The sequence below is a fragment of the Bacillus sp. FSL K6-0923 genome (genome assembly GCF_038630825.1).
In the GTDB taxonomy this organism is placed as follows: Bacteria; Bacillota; Bacilli; order Bacillales; family Bacillaceae; genus Bacillus; species Bacillus pumilus.
Window position 1 is genome coordinate 3,521,950 of record NZ_CP152044.1, and the last position, 19,397, is coordinate 3,541,346.

General features: G+C 41.1%; 18 protein-coding genes and 2 riboswitches. Of the genes, 3 read left to right on the forward strand and 15 right to left on the reverse strand.

What is annotated here, in order from left to right:
- Nucleotides 1–32 precede the first annotated feature (32 nt).
- Together MHI16_RS18105 and MHI16_RS18110 are read left to right on the forward strand one after the other, a co-directional pair.
- Nucleotides 33–1,352: a gluconate:H+ symporter gene (locus MHI16_RS18105; RefSeq protein WP_058013321.1), complete on the forward strand. Its 1,320-nt coding sequence runs from the start codon at nucleotides 33–35 to the stop codon at nucleotides 1,350–1,352.
- 81 nt (nucleotides 1,353–1,433) lie between these two features.
- Nucleotides 1,434–1,546, forward strand: a riboswitch (SAM riboswitch).
- A gap of 87 nt (nucleotides 1,547–1,633) precedes the next feature.
- The gene (locus MHI16_RS18110; protein WP_058013320.1) at nucleotides 1,634–2,758 is read left to right on the forward strand and encodes a 5-methyltetrahydropteroyltriglutamate--homocysteine S-methyltransferase; all 1,125 of its coding nucleotides are present in this window, start codon (nucleotides 1,634–1,636) and stop codon (nucleotides 2,756–2,758) included.
- A gap of 54 nt (nucleotides 2,759–2,812) precedes the next feature.
- On the opposite strand, the gene MHI16_RS18115 is transcribed toward MHI16_RS18110, so the two are convergent.
- From MHI16_RS18115 to MHI16_RS18165, 11 genes are all read right to left on the reverse strand, one after another.
- Nucleotides 2,813–4,231 (reverse strand): glycoside hydrolase family 1 protein, encoded by a 1,419-nt coding sequence (locus MHI16_RS18115; protein ID WP_058013319.1) that lies wholly within the window; start codon nucleotides 4,229–4,231, stop codon nucleotides 2,813–2,815.
- On the reverse strand, nucleotides 4,203–6,110 hold the full coding sequence (locus tag MHI16_RS18120; protein WP_058013318.1) for a beta-glucoside-specific PTS transporter subunit IIABC: 1,908 nt from the start codon (nucleotides 6,108–6,110) through the stop codon (nucleotides 4,203–4,205). The genes MHI16_RS18115 and MHI16_RS18120 overlap by 29 nt, the downstream gene beginning before the upstream one ends.
- A gap of 327 nt (nucleotides 6,111–6,437) precedes the next feature.
- A complete protein-coding gene (locus MHI16_RS18125) occupies nucleotides 6,438–7,271 on the reverse strand; it encodes a PRD domain-containing protein (RefSeq protein WP_058013317.1) in 834 nt (277 codons plus the stop codon).
- A 224-nt stretch (nucleotides 7,272–7,495) separates the two neighbouring features.
- Nucleotides 7,496–8,311, reverse strand: coding sequence for a YwqG family protein (locus tag MHI16_RS18130; protein WP_058013316.1), 816 nt, complete (start codon nucleotides 8,309–8,311; stop codon nucleotides 7,496–7,498).
- A 172-nt stretch (nucleotides 8,312–8,483) separates the two neighbouring features.
- Nucleotides 8,484–9,323 carry a methyl-accepting chemotaxis protein gene (locus MHI16_RS18135; protein WP_058013315.1) on the reverse strand — a complete coding sequence of 280 codons (840 nt, stop codon included), beginning with the start codon at nucleotides 9,321–9,323 and terminating at the stop codon, nucleotides 8,484–8,486.
- A gap of 149 nt (nucleotides 9,324–9,472) precedes the next feature.
- On the reverse strand, nucleotides 9,473–10,207 hold the full coding sequence (locus MHI16_RS18140; protein ID WP_058013314.1) for an energy-coupling factor transporter transmembrane component T: 735 nt from the start codon (nucleotides 10,205–10,207) through the stop codon (nucleotides 9,473–9,475).
- Nucleotides 10,197–11,795 carry an ABC transporter ATP-binding protein gene (locus MHI16_RS18145; RefSeq protein ID WP_058013313.1) on the reverse strand — a complete coding sequence of 533 codons (1,599 nt, stop codon included), beginning with the start codon at nucleotides 11,793–11,795 and terminating at the stop codon, nucleotides 10,197–10,199. Before MHI16_RS18145 ends, MHI16_RS18140 begins: the two co-directional genes overlap by 11 nt.
- Nucleotides 11,770–12,369 (reverse strand): ECF transporter S component, encoded by a 600-nt coding sequence (locus MHI16_RS18150; RefSeq protein WP_058013312.1) that lies wholly within the window; start codon nucleotides 12,367–12,369, stop codon nucleotides 11,770–11,772. Before MHI16_RS18150 ends, MHI16_RS18145 begins: the two co-directional genes overlap by 26 nt.
- Nucleotides 12,366–13,052 (reverse strand): thiaminase II, encoded by a 687-nt coding sequence (tenA, locus tag MHI16_RS18155; protein ID WP_058013311.1) that lies wholly within the window; start codon nucleotides 13,050–13,052, stop codon nucleotides 12,366–12,368. Before tenA ends, MHI16_RS18150 begins: the two co-directional genes overlap by 4 nt.
- 87 nt (nucleotides 13,053–13,139) lie before the next feature.
- Nucleotides 13,140–13,243: riboswitch (TPP riboswitch) on the reverse strand.
- A 56-nt stretch (nucleotides 13,244–13,299) separates the two neighbouring features.
- Nucleotides 13,300–14,427: a hypothetical protein gene (locus MHI16_RS18160; RefSeq protein ID WP_058013310.1), complete on the reverse strand. Its 1,128-nt coding sequence runs from the start codon at nucleotides 14,425–14,427 to the stop codon at nucleotides 13,300–13,302.
- 141 nt (nucleotides 14,428–14,568) lie between these two features.
- Nucleotides 14,569–15,225, reverse strand: coding sequence for a type 1 glutamine amidotransferase domain-containing protein (locus MHI16_RS18165; protein WP_058013309.1), 657 nt, complete (start codon nucleotides 15,223–15,225; stop codon nucleotides 14,569–14,571).
- Nucleotides 15,226–15,479: 254 nt separating this feature from the next.
- On the opposite strand from MHI16_RS18165, the gene MHI16_RS18170 reads away from it, so the two are divergent.
- Complete coding sequence (locus tag MHI16_RS18170) at nucleotides 15,480–15,644, forward strand: hypothetical protein (RefSeq protein WP_003214630.1); 165 nt, start codon at nucleotides 15,480–15,482, stop codon at nucleotides 15,642–15,644.
- Nucleotides 15,645–15,678: 34 nt separating this feature from the next.
- On the opposite strand, the gene MHI16_RS18175 is transcribed toward MHI16_RS18170, so the two are convergent.
- From MHI16_RS18175 to MHI16_RS18190, 4 genes are all read right to left on the reverse strand, one after another.
- Complete coding sequence (locus MHI16_RS18175; RefSeq protein ID WP_058013308.1) at nucleotides 15,679–16,050, reverse strand: DUF1304 domain-containing protein; 372 nt, start codon at nucleotides 16,048–16,050, stop codon at nucleotides 15,679–15,681.
- 5 nt (nucleotides 16,051–16,055) lie between these two features.
- Complete coding sequence (locus MHI16_RS18180) at nucleotides 16,056–16,310, reverse strand: ORF6C domain-containing protein (RefSeq protein ID WP_012011773.1); 255 nt, start codon at nucleotides 16,308–16,310, stop codon at nucleotides 16,056–16,058.
- A 207-nt stretch (nucleotides 16,311–16,517) separates the two neighbouring features.
- Nucleotides 16,518–18,899 (reverse strand): immune inhibitor A domain-containing protein, encoded by a 2,382-nt coding sequence (locus tag MHI16_RS18185; RefSeq protein WP_058013307.1) that lies wholly within the window; start codon nucleotides 18,897–18,899, stop codon nucleotides 16,518–16,520.
- 189 nt (nucleotides 18,900–19,088) lie between these two features.
- The gene (locus tag MHI16_RS18190) at nucleotides 19,089–19,382 is read right to left on the reverse strand and encodes a putative quinol monooxygenase (protein ID WP_058013306.1); all 294 of its coding nucleotides are present in this window, start codon (nucleotides 19,380–19,382) and stop codon (nucleotides 19,089–19,091) included.
- Nucleotides 19,383–19,397 lie beyond the last annotated feature (15 nt).

A 19,397-nucleotide genomic window follows, 5' to 3' on the forward strand; every position in this document is an offset into this window, starting at 1 on the left:
GCTCCCTTATGCACCACAAAGGAGGAAAGATGATGTCGTTAGTGTTTATCGGACTTGGCGTTTTATTATTGCTTTTACTCATGGTTGTCTTTAAGTTAAACGCTTTCATATCTTTGATTATTGTTTCTTTAATTGTTGCTGTTTTAGAAGGAATGTCACCACTTGAAGCGATTGCTTCTGTCGAAAAAGGACTCGGCAGTACGCTCGGGCACCTCGCACTCGTTCTCGGTTTTGGTGCGATGCTTGGTAAATTGATGGCTGATTCTGGCGGAGCTCAGCGTATTGCGATGACACTCATTGACCGATTCGGTATTGGAAGAATTCAATGGGCAACGATGCTGACTGGATTTGTCATCGGAATTGCTCTATTTTATGAAACCGGATTCATTATCTTAATTCCACTAGTCTTTACGATCGCACAAGCTGCAAGACTTCCTGTGCTTTATGTGGGTATGCCCCTCGTCGCTGCACTCATCACCACACATGGCTTCCTCCCTCCTCATCCAGGGCCGACTGCCATTGCAAATGTCTTTCAAGCAAACATGGGACAAACCTTATTAGTTGGGATTATTTTAGCGATTCCTGCTGTTTTAGTAGGCGGACTTCTCTTTACGAAGCTATTTAAACAAGATCAGTTACACGCACATATTCCAAAGAACTTGTTTAATCCAAAGGAATTTACAGAAGAAGAAATGCCAAGCTTCGGCATTAGCATTTTCACCGCTGTTTTGCCTGTACTGCTCATGACATTCAGAGCATTTTTAGAAATTTTCTTCCCGTCCTCTCCATTACTGCTAACCGCTGAGTTTTTAGGCGAACCGGCCATTGCACTGTTAATCTCCGTGCTTCTTGCTATCTACACGTTTGGACTTGGCAGAGGCAAGAGCATGCAGGATGTGATGAAATCGATCACAGATTCTATCGGTTCTATTGCAATGATTTTATTAATTATTGCAGGTGGCGGCGCCTTTAAACAGGTGCTCATTGATAGCGGTGTTGATCAATACATTGCAGGAGTCATGCAAGGAAGCACACTTTCTCCACTGCTTCTCACCTGGCTGATTGCCGCGGTCCTTCGTGTATCTTTAGGATCAGCCACTGTCGCCGGTCTCACAGCGGCAGGCATTTCTGCTCCTTTGATTGGATTGACAGGTGTGAGCCCAGAATTAATGGTGATCGCAACAGGTGCCGGCAGTATTACGTTCTCTCACGTGAATGATGCGGGTTTCTGGATTTATAAAGAATACTTCAACCTGTCTATGGCCCAAACCTTTAAAACGTGGACCTTGATGGTGACCGTTCTTTCACTTGTCGGACTAGCAGGTGTTCTCGTCGCTGATTTGTTCATGTAGAAAATTAACTGTAAAAACCATTGACTTTCTCTCGAAAAAGTTGAATAATTATGTTTATTAAGAAAATTGAATCAAAAGGTAACCTTATTAAGAGTGGTGGAGGGACTGGCCCTGTGAAACCCGGCAACCGCTGTTCCTTGGAACAGAATGGTGCTAATTCCTTAAGCAAGCAGATGCTTGTTTGAAGATAAGGCAGAGTTCTCTCAGTATATGATGCTCTTCCTTATCCAAGGAAGAGCTTTTTTATTTGATTTTTAACCTGTAGAAAGAAGGGATTCAGCATGACACAAGTACAAACCATTGGAAAGAAAACAACGAAACCGCCATTTCGCGCAGATCAAGTAGGCAGTTTACTTCGTTCAGAACGTATCAAGGAAGCACGCAAGCAAAAAGCAGACGGTACACTCACAGCAGAGCAGCTCCGACAAATTGAAAATGAAGAAATTACTCGTATTGTCGAGAAGCAAAAGGAGATTGGATTAGAGGTTGTCACAGATGGAGAGTTCAGACGTGCTTGGTGGCATTTTGACTTTCTTGAGGGATTAGATGGAGTCGAAGGATTTGAAGCGGATCAAGGTATTCAATTCCACAATACAACGACAAAAGCGCGGGGCATCAAGGTAACGGGCAAGATCGACTTTACCGATCATCCAATGCTGGAGGATTATCGATTCCTTCACAGCATCGCTGGTGATCATACAGCTAAAATGACGATTCCAAGTCCGAATATGCTCTTTTTCCGTGGAAAGCTTGAAGAAGGAGTATACGACAGCCTAGAGGCATTCCACCATGATGTGGCACAAGCGTATAAGAAAGCCATCCGTGCTTTTTATGATGCAGGCTGCCGTTATCTACAGCTGGATGATACAGCATGGGCCGTGTTCTTTTCTGAAAAAGGGCATGAACAAATCAAAGCCTTTGGCCGAGAAGAAGATGAACTGCGTGAGTCATTTGCAAAGACAATCAATGAAGCGGTTGCTGATCGTCCAGAGGATTTGGTGATCACTATGCACATTTGCCGTGGTAACTTTAAATCGACGTGGGCAGCTGAAGGCGGATATGAAGCAGCGGCAGAAACGATTTTTGCTGGCTTAGATCTGGATGGTCTCTTTTTAGAATTCGACGATGATCGTTCTGGCGGTTTTGAACCTCTTCGCTATGTGAAAAACCCAAATCTCCAAATCGTACTAGGGCTTGTCACTTCAAAATACGGTGAGCTTGAGCCGGCTGAACAGATTAAAAAACGAATCGCGGAAGCGGCTCAATACGTCGATATTAACCAGATTTGCTTGAGTCCGCAATGCGGGTTCGCCTCAACGGAGGAAGGCAATCTGTTAACAGAAGAGCAGCAATGGGAAAAGCTTCGTCATGTGATTGAGATTGCAGATCAAGTGTGGACTTCATAGTCCCCTTGACGAAAAAAAGACAAACCGCAGTATAAACGGTTTGTCCTTTTTCTTTTATGCATCTAAATGATCACCATTTGTCGCAATCACTTGTTTATACCAATCAAAGCTTTTCTTTTTCTTTCTATCTAATGTACCTTTTCCTTCGTTATCACGGTCGACATAAATGAAGCCGTAGCGTTTTTTCATTTCAGCTGTTGATGCGCTGACAAGGTCAATTGGGCCCCAGCTTGTATAACCCATCAAGTCTACTCCGTCTGCAATGGCTTCTCTCGCCTCTAGCAAATGGCTTCTGAGGTAATCAATTCGGTAATCGTCTTGAATGGAACCGTCTTCTTCTACTTGATCGACAGCTCCCAATCCATTTTCTACGATAAACAATGGTTTTTGGTAGCGGTCATATAGTTGGTTTAGTGTTGTACGAAGTCCTTTTGGATCAATTTGCCATCCCCAATCACTTGCTTCTAGATAAGGGTTTTTCACGCCTTCAAATAGGTTACCGCCAGTCACTTGTCCAAGAACCTCTGGATCTGTACTTGTCACAAAGCTCATGTAATAGCTGAAGCCAATATAGTCCACTGTATGGTTTCTTAGGATGTCTTCATCACCATCTTGGATCTCAATATGAATTCCATTTTCGCGGAAGTATCGTTTCATGTAACCTGGGTAGTAGCCTCTTGCCTGTACATCTGAGAAGAACAATGTTTTACGGTCCTGATCCATTGCAGCAAACATATCTTCTGGTCTTGAGCTGTACGGATAAGTTGTCATCGCTGCAATCATACAGCCGATTTTCGCATCAGGAATGATTTCGTGTCCTGCTTTGACAGCTAAAGCACTTGCAACAAATTGGTGATGCGCTGCTTGATATTGAATGCTCTTCTCGTCATCACCCTCTTCAAATACAAGTCCACCGCCAGTGAAAGGCGCATGTAACACGACGTTGATTTCATTAAAGGTCATCCAATACTTCACTTTGTCTTTAAAGCGAGTAAACAACGTTTTCGCATATGTTTCATAAAGATCGACAAGCTTACGGTTTCTCCAACCGCCGTAGTTTTTCACAAGTGCAAGCGGCATTTCATAATGAGAAATTGTGACAACTGGTTCAATTCCATGCTTATGCAGTTCATCAAATACTTTGTCATAAAAAGCAAGACCTGCTTCATTTGGTTCCGCATCGTCGCCATTTGGGAAAATACGCGGCCAAGAAATAGAGAGTCTGAAGCATTTGAATCCCATTTCTGCAAAGAGTGCAATATCTTCTTTATAGCGATGGTAAAAGTCAATCGCATCATGATATAAGTTTAAGTCTTTCATTGATTCATCGAATGGATGCATAATCCCGTGCGGTGATACATCAGCTGTCGATAAGCCTTTTCCATCTTTATTATAAGCACCTTCAATTTGGTTGCCCGCAACAGCGCCGCCCCATAAGAAACCTTTAGGAAATGTTTTTTCTAACTTGTTCATGTTGAATGCCCTCCTCATTTTCTTCTACACTGACTGTGAGCAGTGTCTCTTGTACTGAAATCGTGCCTTCTGTTTTCGCATCAACTTGTGCAAAATCGTTTGTGTTAGTCACAATAATTGGTGTGGTGACATCATAGCCTTCTTGCTGAATGCCCTCGATATCAAATTCAACGAGCACATCTCCTGCTTGAACAAGATCACCTGACTCTACATGACTTGTGAAATGTTTTCCGCCGAGCTTCACCGTATCAATTCCAACATGAATGAGAAGCTCAGTGCCATGGTCACTCTTTAAGCCAATGGCATGTTTCGTTTGAAAAATGGTTTCAACCTTGCCGTTGAATGGAGCTACTACACGTCCAACTGCTGGGACAATAGCTGTACCTTTACCCATGATTTCATTAGAGAATGTTGCATCATTTACTTGATTTAGCGGCTTTAGCTGACCTTCAAGCGGGCTTTGTACCACTTCATTTTGAAGTGTTACTGTGTCTTTCTTTTCTTCTGGTTTGTCTGCTTTTGTATCATCTTTCACTGGTACATCTTTGAATCCTAGAACAAGTGTCATGATCGTTGCTAAGACAAAGGCAATTACTAAGCCGATTATAGAGTAGACAAATGTTGGGCCAATGAATGTCGGGAGACCCGGGAGACCTGCTGATCCAGATATCACATATGATTTTACTTTAAAGATCGACATGAACACGCCGCCGCCTGCTGCACCAATGAGGGCTGCAAGGAACGGTTTTTTCAATCGCATGTTCACACCATACATAGCAGGTTCAGTAATACCCATTAATGCAGTGATACTTGTAGACATCGCCAATGATTTAAATGTTTTGTTTTTTGATCTTAAGAAGACACCGAATGCTGCGCCTGCTTGTGCCATATTTGCTACAAACATCATTGGAAGAATGAAGTCAAAACCGTTTAACGTAATGTTGTTGATCATAATTGGGAGTAGTGCATAGTGCATGCCCGTAATGATCAATGGTGACATGAAGCCACCGATCAAGAGTCCAGCCAAAATACCTGCATGTTTGAACAATAAATCAATTCCACCTGAAAGGCCATTTCCGATAATCCCACCAAGCGGTCCTACTGCAATAAGCATAATTGGTACTACGACAAGAAGTGTGACCGTTGGAACAAGGATAATCTTCAATGATTTTGGGCTATATTTTTCCGCGAATCTTTCAACATATGAGCCGAGCCAGATGGTGAGTAGAATCGGAATGACCGATGAAGAGTACACAACGGCAACCACTGGTAGCCCTAGAAATTCTGTATTTCCTGCGCCTAGTAAAGCCGTTAACTGCGGGTGCAGTGCGGCGGCTGCAATGGCAGCGGCGATATACTGATTTGTGCCAATTTTTTTGGCTACGCTTACAGCAAGCAGAATCGGTAAGAAGTAAAAGGCTCCGTCGCCGATAGCTGTTAAAATTGCATATGTGCTGCTTTTATCCGATATCCACTGGAACGTAAGCATGAGTGCCAAGATCCCTTTGATCATACCGGCACCAGCAATGGCTGGAAGAATCGGTGTGAAGACACCAGAGATAAAATCGAAAAGCTTAGATATCACATTTTGTTTTGACGCTTCTTCTGTACCGCCTGATTTTACATCTGTTGACAGGCCTGAGTCAGCAATCATCGCTTGATAGACATTTGAAACATCATTGCCAATAATGACATGATATTGACCTCCGCTTTGATTCACACCCATGACCCCGTCTGTTGATTGCAGCTTCTCTTTATCCGCTTTGCCTTCATCGTATAAGTTGAAGCGAAGTCTTGTCATACAATGCGTGACTTGCTTTACATTCTTTTCACCGCCGACAAGCTCTAGAACTTCTTTTGCTGTTTGTTTGTGGTTCATTGTATTACCCTCCAATCGTTGATTAAATCATGATATAGAAAAAACCTAAACATCCATTAATGTCCGAAAAATAGCGATTCAGACATTAATCGATATTTAGGTTTTGCCTGCTTAACCAGTAACAATCCTTCATAGCGATTGATCGTTATTTAATTTTTATAAGTCTTTGGATACAAAAAAACCTAAATCACGCCTTATCAAAGATAGGGACAATGATTTAGGTTTTGCCTGCTTGACCAGTAACAATCCTAAAAGATTGTGGGTTATGTTGTTTATAGTTATAAAGTATCATGTTAATTTTATGATGTCAACGCTTTCTTTTTAAATTTATTTTCTTTTTATCACTCTGTCGATATGCAAAGTTAAATATAGCATCTCATCTTCTATGAGACTTCGGTTGTGTTCTTTTTGAACATAATCGTTAATTTTCTCAGCACATTGGAAAGCTGCAGTGTTTTTCTCTTTTACGACTTCATACAGGAATTCATTTTGATTTTCCATTTGTGTTTCGTTAAACAGACGCTGTCCAAAAAACTTCAAATGCGTGACAAAACGGAAATAGTTTAATGATTCCTCGTCTAAATCAATTTGAAAGTGATACTTAACGATATTTAAAATATCTTGAATGAGTTTAGTAATTTGAATTACGTTCGGCATTTCTTCATTGAGCTCTGCATTGACAATGTGCATCGCAATAAAACCTGCTTCATCCTCAGGAAGATGAATATTAAGCTTGTCCTGAATAATCCGAATCGCTTCTACACCACACATAAACTCATCTTTGTACAACCGCTTAATTTCCCAGAGTAGGGCATTTTTGATGTCCATTCCTTTTTGATGACGTTCAATAGCAAAGGTGATATGATCTGTCAGTGTTACATAGATACTGTCATTCAAATTTTTATTAAGGGTTGTTCTCGCATGATCAATAATCGCTTCACACACTTGCATATACTCGATTGGAATATCATAAAGCAGGGTTTTGAATTTTTCTGATATATCTTTATTTTGAATGGAAAATACTTTTTCAATACGTTCTTCGTCAATCGGGTCTCCACTTTTCTTTTGAAAAGCGATCCCTCTGCCCATAATGACCAGCTCATGCTGCTCGTCATCATACGCACTGACCACATTATTATTGATTACTTTCGAAATGATCAATTGATACCCCCCAGTACATTCCGCTTTTTCGAGCATCTCATTGTTGATTGATATGTCATGTTATTATTATTTTCAAAAAAGAGGACTTTAAGATGATTTTACATTTTTTTTTGATACGGTCAACTAGAAAGAATGACATATTACCTCTCAAAAATGACGAAATAGGGGCAAAAAAGTCTAAAAACATACACAAAAACACTCTATAAAGAGTGTTTTTTACAAAATCAGGAGCAATCCCAATTATAGACGACATTCTCGAAATTTTTTCGTTTGAGGTCTTCTGGTTTGATAAAAAAGTTGGCGATTCCGCAATCTCCCCACAGCATATCCAATTCATCATCTGAGTCGATTTGTAATAACAGAACGGTATGTTCCTGATCTTCGTAGGTACGCGGGTCCTCTTGTGTAAAGCCTGGATATCCACCCAATTTGTGACCAAAGCCACTCTCTGTTTCATAAAATTCATCTAACAAAGCATCCGCTTCATCTCCATCAATACCTTCAACATCTTCGAATAGGTCCCAGCTCCGCTTACCTGTGATTTTCTCAAAGCGGAAATCTCCTACACTAATCATTTCACTTGATCGTTCACCTGTAATGGCGCCTTCCTTCGTTACAGGAAAATAAAAATCATCAGGAATTTTCACAAAAGAAAAATCAGTCAACAACTCTTCTTCTGCCAAGAAAGGTTCCTCAATAAATTTGATCCGAAAATCTTTTTGCTCTGTTTTATGGTCAATATTCATCCCATAAAGATCATCATGCACAGAAATAAAAATTTGCAGAAGTCCTGTTTCTGGATAATCTTTCAGCTTCGGCAGCTGGCCAAAATTAATTTGTGCCAAAAGCTTCATAGGGTGTCCTTCACCATCAACTGGATATTCATCGTTTTTAGGGAAGTAAGGATCACCTGCAATTTTGCTGTCATATGGTCTTGTTTTTCCTTGTTTCATCTTTAGTTGAATCGTTGGCTGTTCAGTTTGATCTAACATTTTACGGTAAGGTGCTATGATTTCTTGCAGCTTCGCTGATTGTGTCACGATGGTCTTCCTCCTTATGTATGGGTCTACTGACCAGACTAGTATCTCTTTTTCTATCATACAGAAGTGTACCCTGCCTGTCAGCGATAAATCGGTCAATATCCTAACAACTTTCCCACCTTAAAACGAAAAAAACCTCCATTTTATTTGGAGGTTTTGGTCAATCTATTTTTTATTTCACTTGATAATTCACTAAGTCTTCTGCGAGTGATTTCATCGTTTCATTTGTTTCATGAAGGCCTTCAATAATTTTTGTGAACGTGCCTACAAGCTCTGCTTGATGCTCAGAAGAAGCGACAATTTGTGCTATTTCTTCTTCCATTCCTTTAATCGATCCCTGCACATCTTTTAACGCTGTTTCAATATCAGTCGTCGCTTGTTTCGCATGAGTTGACAGCTTTCTCACTTCCGTTGCGACCACTCCAAAGCCTGCTCCTGCTTCACCTACTCTTGCAGCCTCTATTGATGCGTTGAGTCCAAGTAAGTTCGTTTGATCAGAGATACCTTTGATAAGATTGGACACTTGATTGATTTTAGAGGAATTTTCTACAGTGGTTTTCGTGTTTTGTAGAATTTGTTCACTTGTCGCTTGTAGTTCCTCTGAATGTGCAGCAACTTGCTGTACCATTGCGACTAGTTTTTCGGAAGCTTGGTTGCTCTCTGTCATGATGTCATCTAATCGTTGTTGATTGGTCTGGTCATAGGCCACGCAGAAAGCAGCGACTACTTGACCCGTTTCATCTTTAATTGGAACGGCTACAATATCCATTGGAATCCCGTATACTTCTTTCGGAATTTGAATAAACGATGGCTCTCTCCCATTTTTCAACATAGAAAAGTTTTCGAATCCTGGAGCTACGATATCTCCAGCTTTAAACCCTAGGTCAATGTTTCCGTGTTGCTGATAATAAAGAACCTTCTCTTTCCCTAAAACAGAAAAGGTTAGTTGCTCTCTCATAGCTAGTCCAATGATTGGTAAAGCGTCTATTATGTTATCAATTTTCTGTGACATTCGCTCACGTTCATCCTCTCTTTTTCTCAGTACATCCTCTTTATCGGTTCGTTATAAGATCTATTACAGCCTGTAATGTGTACTAATATCAATCAAATGATCTAAGACATATAAAAAGCCCACATTCTATCAAGAGAATGTGGGGGTTTTTAAAAAAAGGTCATGCATATCAAGACACTGATAACGATGAGCAAAAGATACATATAGTCGATCCATGAAGTGCTGATGACATGATAATACGTCCGCTCCCTCTCACCCGTGAAGCCTCTTGCTTCCATCGCAATGGCCAAACGTTCTGATTTTCGTACGCCCTGTGTAAAAAGTGGCAGTGCATAACGCATAAAGGCTTTCCAGCTGTTTTTTTGCTTATAGCCTCTGATTTTATGTGCCGCCTTCATTTGCTTTAATTCACTTTGAAATAACGGAATAAACCGGAAGCCAGCAAGCATTCCATACGCCCATTTTGGCGACATTTTGCACTGATGAATGAGGCTCATCATAAATGCTGTCAAATCTGTTGTGGACGTAAACAAAAGACCGAATGTCACAAAGCCAAGCATTCTGAGAGCGATGGTGAGTCCATTTCTTAAACTCTCCTCTGTCATATGAAACCATGCCCATTTCCAAACAGTATGATCCCCCTTGCCAAAGGCCGCCATCATCCAAAACACGAGAATAAAAAAGAGCAGATAAGGGACAAGCCTTGTGAAAAGATACTTCAAATTCCATCCGCCTAAGACAAGTCCAACACAAAGTGCAAACAGCCAGATGATGAAGGTTGTTTTAGGATCAGATATCGCCATGAGACAACACATTGCAAGCAGATGAGCGAGTAATTTGATGACTGGATTCACAGTGGAAAGAAAGGAGTGATTACTTTGCAATCGTCAGCACGTCCTTTCTTTCAGCCACATAGCGATAATGCAGCGGGGCTCTCAGCTGATAAGCATCGACAAGTTCCTGATTTGAAAACAAATCATAAGGCGTGCCATCATACACATGCTTTCCTTGATGAAAAAGAAGCACTTGATCGGCACACTCATCGACAAGGTCCATATCATGTGTGACCATTAAAATTGTGGTACCTTGGCGTTGACGCTCTTTCAAGCGCCTGATTAATTCCTTCGCTGTTCTTTCATCCTGTCCGAAAGTTGGTTCGTCTAACAATAGGACATCCTGATCAAAAAGGAGCATTGTGGCCACACTCAACCTTCTTTTTTGGCCTAAGCTTAAAGTGAAAGGATGAGCTTTTGCATGTTTTTCTAAACCGAACTCTTTCAATAGCTGAATTGTTTTTTCTTGCACAACGGATTCTGGCCAATTACGCTGCCTTCCACCAAATGCAATTTCATCGAACACTGTATCTTGTATGAATTGAAGCTCCGGATTTTGAAACACAAAGCCTGCTTTTTCATATAGTTCTCGGTCAGACCACTTTTTTAGGAGTGTCTCTTTTAAAAAAATACGGCCTTTTTTCGCAGGCTCTAAACGAACCAAATGTTTAAGACATGTACTTTTCCCGCTTCCATTTTCCCCAATGATCGCCACCCAATCCCCTGCTTTGATATCAAGCTGAAGATCATTCATAATCCTTTTTTTCCCGTAGCTTAATTGAAGATCTTCTGAGCGAATGATGGTCTCACGCTCAGTCGACGGCACTTGTTTATGCTGCTCTTTTCTCGTTTCAAAGGTTTGCTTAAGCGTGTGACTCATCGGATGAAATGGATCTTGAAGGATCGTAGACCATTTCTCGGGAAATAATTTCGGCCGCCAAATTCCTGCCTCTTTCATTTCTTTTTCATATGTCACGAGCACATCTTTTGGAGAACCATCTGCTAAAATGCTGCCTTGATCGTCTAATAAAATCACCCGGTCCATCCATTCGATGACACCATCTAACACATGCTCTACAAAAATCATCGTTTGCCGCTCATCAGTTGCAAGCTGCTGTAGAAGTTGAAATATCTCCATTCTGCCTGCTGGATCAAGCTGTGCGGTTGGTTCATCAAAGAACAGCACATCTGGCTCTAATGCTAGTAAACAAGCAAGCGCCAATCGCTGTTTCATGCCGCCAGATAATGTGTGAATGTCTGTATTCGGATCGACATCGAGTTGAACTTTTTGCATGAGCTGTTGAATGATGCCATCCATCTCGTCACGAGGGACGGAGCGGTTCTCTAAGCTAAAGGCAATTTCTTCATTGACGCGATGCATACAAAACTGGGAATCAGGGTCCTGAAACATGACGCCTGTATGTCTTTGCAATATCACTTCACCCTGCATGTCAGCTTCTAAATGTTCTGGAATGATGCCAGCCAGAACGGAGATGAGCGTGGATTTACCGCTGCCGCTTGGTCCTAAAATAAGCACCTTTTCTCCTTTTTGAATGGAAAGAGAGATTTGATGCAAAACGGGCTGAGGCTGTTCATAAAAACGGACATTGAGATTATTGCACGCGAGAAATGAATCCATGCTGTTCACCTTTGTTTCGTTTTTCTTTCATGATGGCATATTGATTTAGTACACCGGTTTTAGATAATGCGTCCACCACTACTTTCGCTAAACATCCGCCCAGTATCATTCCGCTAATGATTTGAGTCATCAGTGTGATGAGTAAAACTTGAGGCGTGTAATAACCAAAGCCATTTGCGACGAGGCTGTAAGCCATTGCTCCAACAGCTGCAAAGGCACCTGACAGCATCAGTGTCCACATGCGATATTGTTTATAACCAAAAAGAGCAAAGGCGATTTCTGCCCCAAGTCCTTGGCATACACCAATCAGCAGGGCTGAAAGACCGAAGTGGCTGCCTGTCAATAATTCCACAGCGGCAGCGGCTGTTTCTGCAATCAGGGCTGCTCCCGGCTTTTGGATGATATACGCGACGATTGGACTGGCAATTACCCAAATGCCAAACATGATGTTGCCTCCTGCTGGGCCAACAAGTGCTGTAATGGGTAAGTAAAGTGTGGACCACCCTAAATAGATGACACCACATGCAACGGATAAAATAACAGCAAGGACAACTTCTTTCATCTTCCATGTCATGATGAATGCACCTCCAATGGAACTGGCCACTCTTCCACCGTAAACGCCATGTCCCAAAACTTGTACTCAAGCTGACAGCTTAAGATAAAGTGCTGTTTCATTTTTTCCTTTTCTTTCTCACTTGCTGCTTCCGCCAGCTGATCGAGCCGCTTGCAAAGCTCTACTGTAATAGAGTCGGTTAACCCTCCATAAAATGTGATCCAATCATTAAACGGATGTGATGGGGCAGGCTGCACATCTGCGAGCATTCGTTTTCCAATTTCCCAATATGTCCAAGGGCATGGAAGCAGGACAGCGATGATTTCCCCAAGCGTGCCTTCCTTGGCGACTTGCAGCATATGATGAATATAGTGATGAGCGCTCGGAGCAAGCGGGGCACCTTGGAGCTCATCATAAGATACACCTGCCACTCGGCAAAGATTTTGATGAGGGTGTGTCTCGCTATCTAGTACAAACGCAATCTGCTGATGGAAGAAGGAAATATCTTCTTTGTCTGCACATCTGCTAAGAGCCGCTGCATAAATTTTAATAAAAGCATGTAAGTATTCTGCATCTTGTTTGACGTAATGAATGATCTGTTCCTTTTCCAGCTTTCCTGCTGCCAGCCCTCTGACAAACGGATGCTGATAAATGGCTTCAAATAATGGTTCTGTTTCTTCTCTTAATTGCGCTGAAAACGTCATAAAAAAAGCCTCCTCTTCTTCAGTTGAATAAATGAAAAAGCCACCCCGAATGGAGCGGCCTTCTTATCAATTCAATCATGAATAAGACGAGGTCCAGCTCCACTTCCCTCCGCTAGTACAAACTAGATCAGGTTCAAAGGGTCCAAGATTTCCTCTTGTCTCAGTCATACATGACTCCCCTAGTGGACTTTTGTCATTTAATTATCTTTACTCTACACATGTGGAGATTTGCTGTCAACCGCCTTTCTTAATTCAACGTTCTGATCGTAGGCAGCTTTTCGATCCCTGCAGCATAGTAAAAATTAAGGACACTGAAGAAATCAATTGGTTTTCCCGTTTTCAAATCAACAGCTAAAATATGATCGCCGTAATTTGTCATATCATCAATATCTAAACGCCTTGGCGTTGTCTTCCCAAGTGTATCAACAAAGCTACTATGGTAGTATTGCCCGCTAGCAAACGATGATTCATGATACATAAATAACGTCTCCACATCTAAGTAGACGAGAATAGCCTCAGATGAACTCGCATAAGGAGCAGAGTACGATACTGGTGCAGAAATACTTTTCACTTTCACACTTTCAACAGAATGGGTTCTCTGATCATATTTTCCGTCATACGAGAAATAAAATACACGCTCCCATTTATAATCGGCGGTCTTAGATTGTTTGTTATACACTTTAGTCCCATTAGCGAAAACATCCCCATTCGCATACTCAGCTACAAAGTATTGCAAGGTTGAGGAGAGGGAAACAGCCCCAGTGAAATTGGGTGGGTTTTTTGCATTCACTTGTAACGTGTAAGAGTCCCCGAAATCTCCACCACTTGTGATACCGAATGCGTAGTCACCTGCTGGTAAATTAGTCAAACCAAGGAGACTGCCTGCCGGCTGAATCAAGTCCGTCGGATAAGCTTGTCCAGTTTCATAATCAACAACAAATAATTGTACGAAATAATCGGGATTTGAAGAGGTAATTCGGCTGATGAGTGCCTGAGGTGAAGTCGTACTTAACAACCATAAATCGACTGGGTCATTTTCTGATAAGACAACCGATTGGTTGATGGCTAGTCCATCAATGGAGCGAACAGAAGATGTACGCATCTGACCATCTTTAGCGGCTTTTCGTTTGATACTGATTCCATTTTTCTTATCTACTTTAAAAGATTTTTTTAGCTGCTTCTTTTGGATAGCGGTTCCTTCATCCTGTTTCAAAAACGAGTCTTGCACTTGCTGAATGGCTTTTTCCGTCAGTGGTGACAATTTCCCATCTGATTTCGGTGCTTCTTCTGCTTTTAATGCTGGTGAAAATAAACCTGTTGTGACGAGTAGAATGGATAATAAAGCTGCAGTGATTTTTCCAAAAATTGCTCTCACAGGAACATCCCCTTTTTCCTTAATTGGGTTTTATACCCTGTGAATATTTTACCATTGTTTTATTCTATTTTTGGACTTTTTTAGGAAATTTTTATGACAAAAAAACCAGCCGTTTTTGCTACGACTGGTTTTTTGATCACTTTATGAAATGGTTTTAACAAACAGGCGTGCTGTTTCTGCACTAGACCCTGGGTTTTGTCCAGTAATGATTTGTCCGTCAACTACAGCGAATGGCGCAAAGGCATCTCCTTTTTCAAACGCTGCCCCTTGCTCACGAAGTTTTGTTTCCAGTAAAAATGGAACTTTTGATGTCAGCTGAACAGCTTCCTCTTCTTCGTTTGTGAAGCCTGTCACTTTTTTACCTTCGATAAATGATTTTCCATCTTGATCCTTCACATCAATGAATGCTGAAACGCCGTGACAAACAGCTCCGACTGCACCATTTTTGTTTGAAATAGCTAAGATTGCATCAGCTACCAGTTGATTAGACGCAAAATCGATCATTGGACCGTGTCCTCCCGCAAAGAAGATGCCATCATAATCAGCTGGGTTCACATCTGTAAGCGCCTTTGTGTCTTGAAGTAATTCATATACATCTTCATATTGCGCTGGAACACCTTCTGGAATTGAATTTTTATCAATCGGGACAGTTCCACCTTGAATAGAGACTATTTGAACATCTAGTTCATTTTCTTTAAAAATATGAAACGGCTCTGCCAATTCTTCTAGCCATAAGCCTGTTGGATGTCCGTTCATTTCTGAACTGCTTGTCGATACTAATAACACTTTCTTACTCACCTTGATCATCCTTTCGATTTATCATGTGGCTATTTTACATTTCGCACAATTAAATATCAAACAATTTAACTTCGATGTAACTCTTTATGGTATACCCGATTTCCTGAAAATTATGGCATGACATCAAATCTAATCAATATGTCACATTCTATTGGCAGGGAATTTCATGTAAAATTGTCATTGAGTGATATCATATGAAGTAAGATGGATAGACCTCACGGATGTAAGGGGACTTTTAAAGGAGTGGAAAAGAGATGAAAACCTATTCGATTGTGATGATCATCATCACGCTCTGTATCATATTGGCTGTCTTTTTGATGAACTTAACAGGGGTCATGTATGGAAAAATTATTTTGGCTGTTGCCGTTGCACTATGTCTGACATCCATTATTCGTCTGATGGGTCTTCGAAAAAGATAAAAACCGCCCTTCACTAGAGCGGTTTTATTTATGGTTAAATTGCTAGGATAAGCGCAATTAACGCAAGAAGCGCTGGTATTCCTTGCTTGACAATAATTGATTTATTAGAGGTCACACCGCCAAATACCGCAGCGATGATCACACAAAGAATGAAAAATAGCTGAATCATATATCCAACAGTATTCGAACCGAGAATGAGCCCCCAAATCAATCCTGCAGCTAAAAACCCGTTATAAAGCCCCTGATTGGCAAACATCACTTTTACATTTGGATCCTTTTGCAAGTGTTCTGGCAGCTTAAAGGATCTCTTTGCCATCTTTGATTCCATAAAAAACATTTCTAATAACATAATGACAAGGTGTTCTAATGCGACAATTCCTACTAGTATTATTGCTAAAATATTCAATTTAGTTAATTCCTTTCTGATAGACGATCACGAATCTCTATTTTATCCGTGTATAAATCAAAGTCTTGTATTAATTCAAGCGCTTCAGTAAAGCGGCTTTGTGGAATGTCTTTCATTTTCCTCACACCAAACTCCTTTTTAATAAAAGCCATGATGGTATTGATATGAAGCTTACCGTGACCATCATACTCCAAATGGCTGCAAAAAGTCTGCATCGTCCCTCTTATCACCTTTAATTGCTTAGCAGTGACACAACTCATTGGTAACGCTCATCCTTTCCTTTGTTTTAACAGCTAAAAAGAACCATGTATGAAAGAAAAACCTTCCAGTCTCTATTATATAATGATTTCATTCGGATATCAAAATAAAAAAGAACAGACATTCGACCAAAAAGCCGCCTTTTTCATCAAAAACAGTTTATTATCACATCAAAAAGCCGGATTCAATGGTAGAATCCGGCTTTCTATTTAGTTACTTTTAGAAATTAATACCTTTCCAACAGAACGATCCTTACTTTGTCCAACAACTTTAAAGGATAGACCGTATGTTGGGACATCACGCCCTGCATCTGGATTATTTGGATTCACATAATTCTTTTTATCACTAAATGTACGAGTCGGGCGAATATAGCGATCTACCAATGTTAAGCCAGTTGTCGCTGTATAATCAATATTGAGCTTCGTACTTGGATTCAAAGAAAATGCGGCATCATGTACTTGGAAACCTGTAGCAGCAATGGAGCCGTCACTCCACTTCAATACTTGCTGATCTGCATCTACTACCCCAAGGAAACCGTTCCCTGGGTGTTTTCCTACCCAGTTATCACTGTAGGATTGATCGACATACCACACGACCAAACCGTTATTATAGCTCATGAGGCTTGCCCCTCGTTTGATATGCTTTAACCCTTTATCGACATCAGCATATGAGCGCCACTCTAGTAAATAATATTGTGCTGCATATTGTTTTCCATTCGATTTCGAGAATCCGTTAAAGGTGAAAGTAGACGTGCCCTCTGCATCATCTGACCACACTTTCGTTCCATCTGCAGTGATGTTTAAATCATCTACAAATAACCCAGGCAATGAATAGCCTGCATCGGTTGTGTAGCGGAATTGCAGGTCAATTTTCTTCCCTGCATAAGCAGAAAGATCAAAGGCTGCATCTACCCATCCGTCTGATTTTCCATCAATGCCATTGCCTTCGTTCGCTCCAGCTTCATTTCGATCGTTCGTGATGTTACCAGCAATGGTCTTCCACTGATCAGTTCCTGTTTCACGAACTTCTACATACGCATAGTCATAATCCTCTTCGATATCGTACCATGCTTTAAATGTCAGCTCTGCTTTGCTCCCTTTCGACAAATCGATACCTGTTGTCGTCATGGTCGCATTTAAATTGTCACCCGTTCCGCTAAAGTACGCATTTTGTCCTTGAGCAGGTTTTGTGACCACAATCTCTTTATCTGGTAAATCCACTCGAACCGCATCATGGTTCGTTCCTTTTGTTGCTGCTTCATCAATCAGCACTGTTTTGCTTTTCTTTAATGTTTTACCATCAATGGTTTGTCCAGTAAGCCAGTTACCACCATGCAAGTTTTGAAGCATTTCTTTCGCATATGGACTAAAGCCTGTTGGTTCCGTACCAGGGACTTTACCTGCCCAGCTTCCGCTTGACATGATCGACCAGTAGGAAACAGGTTCGCCTCCGCCTGTGTACTGTGTATCGTACTCATCAGGAAGACCAAGATCATGTCCGAATTCATGTGTGAATACGCCTGCCGCGCCATCTTCAGGCTCAATGGTGTAATCTAACGCGCCTAATTTTCCGCCTTGTCCGACTTCAGATTCAGTGTTTGGAATTTCAAATACATCACCAAGTGACCAGCGGTGCGACCAAATCGCATCAGAGCCAAGTTGTCCGCCGCCTGCTTCTTCACCTACGCCAGCATGAACGACCATCAGATGGTCAATGATGCCGTCTGGTTCGTTATAAACGCCGTCGCCATCCATATCATATCGATCCCATTGATCATATTCACCGAGATCAATGTTCGGGTCCTTTGCTGCTGCTTCGAGTGCTTCTTTCACCAATTCACGCGGTCTGCCGTCACTGCCTGATTCATCAGGTACATTCCCGCCATAATAGGCTGCTTCATGCTTCGCAGTATACCAGCCAGCAACCGTTCCACTGATCGTGTAACTGCCGCCAGACTGCTTTTCATAATATTGCTTCATAGAAACTTTTCTTTTACCATCTGGACCGATGTAGCCATTTTTTCCGAAAAGCATGTCTTGATAGTGCTGTTGATCGTACTTGTCATAGTACATATCAGTCTCTTCTTTTTTAATACTATTATGCTTATAATCTTTAAAATCTACTAATAAAACTAATACCTTATCATTGCGAACTTCGCCTTTATACTTTTCCTTTTTGACCGGTTTTACATGATTGCTTTCTTTTCCTTTATGCTTCTTTAACTTTTTCTTTTTAGCTAATTTGTTATGTACCTTTTGTTTGTATTCTTTCAGAAATTCAGGCTCTTCTGTTAAAGTGCTTGCACTTTGTTTCATAGCAGATTCTTCTTTTTTCTTAAGATAGTTCTTTAGTGCTTTTTGGGTTTCTGCTTCATTGGCATTCTTTTTGATCTTTCCTTGTTTTTTCAAGGCTTTGATGAGACGGTCTTCATTCACGACACTTGCGTCAAATGGAATACCTGAATAATGACCGCCATCTGAGGATGTTGATTTCTCTGTGGTGTGGGCAGATAGAGGGGTGCTGAAAGCTGCCAATGTGCCTAAACTGAGGACAGCCGTTAGTGCAATACTCGTCCATTTCCCTTTTTTCATATTGGTTCCTCCCTAATTTGGTAATAAATAATATCTAATTCTAGCATATTCCAATATACTTAAGTCGAAAAACATTTTATTTTCAGAAACTTTGTGGAAAATGCACAATACGGGAATGAAATGGGTGGAACAAGGTGTCGAAAATAAAAGAACCCTAGACGATAACCGCCTAGGGTGTTTGTTGTTTTACTATGAAAGTTGCTGGCCTTGAAAGGCAACAACGTCAAGTGGAGCGGCTAAGAATTCTTTTGCCTTCGCGACGAAAGCTTGGAAATGAGCACTCGCATTATGACTCTGAACCGCAGCGTCATCTTTCCACACTTCTACCATTAAGAAGGTATTTTCCTTATCTGTATCCTTGAACAGCTTGTAGGATACATTGCCTTCTTCCGCTTGTGAAGCTTTCATTAATGCATTGATTTCTTCTAGAAATACGTTTTCTTTTTCTGGATGAATGGTCATCCCTGCATGAATAATAATCATCTAATCGTCTCCTTT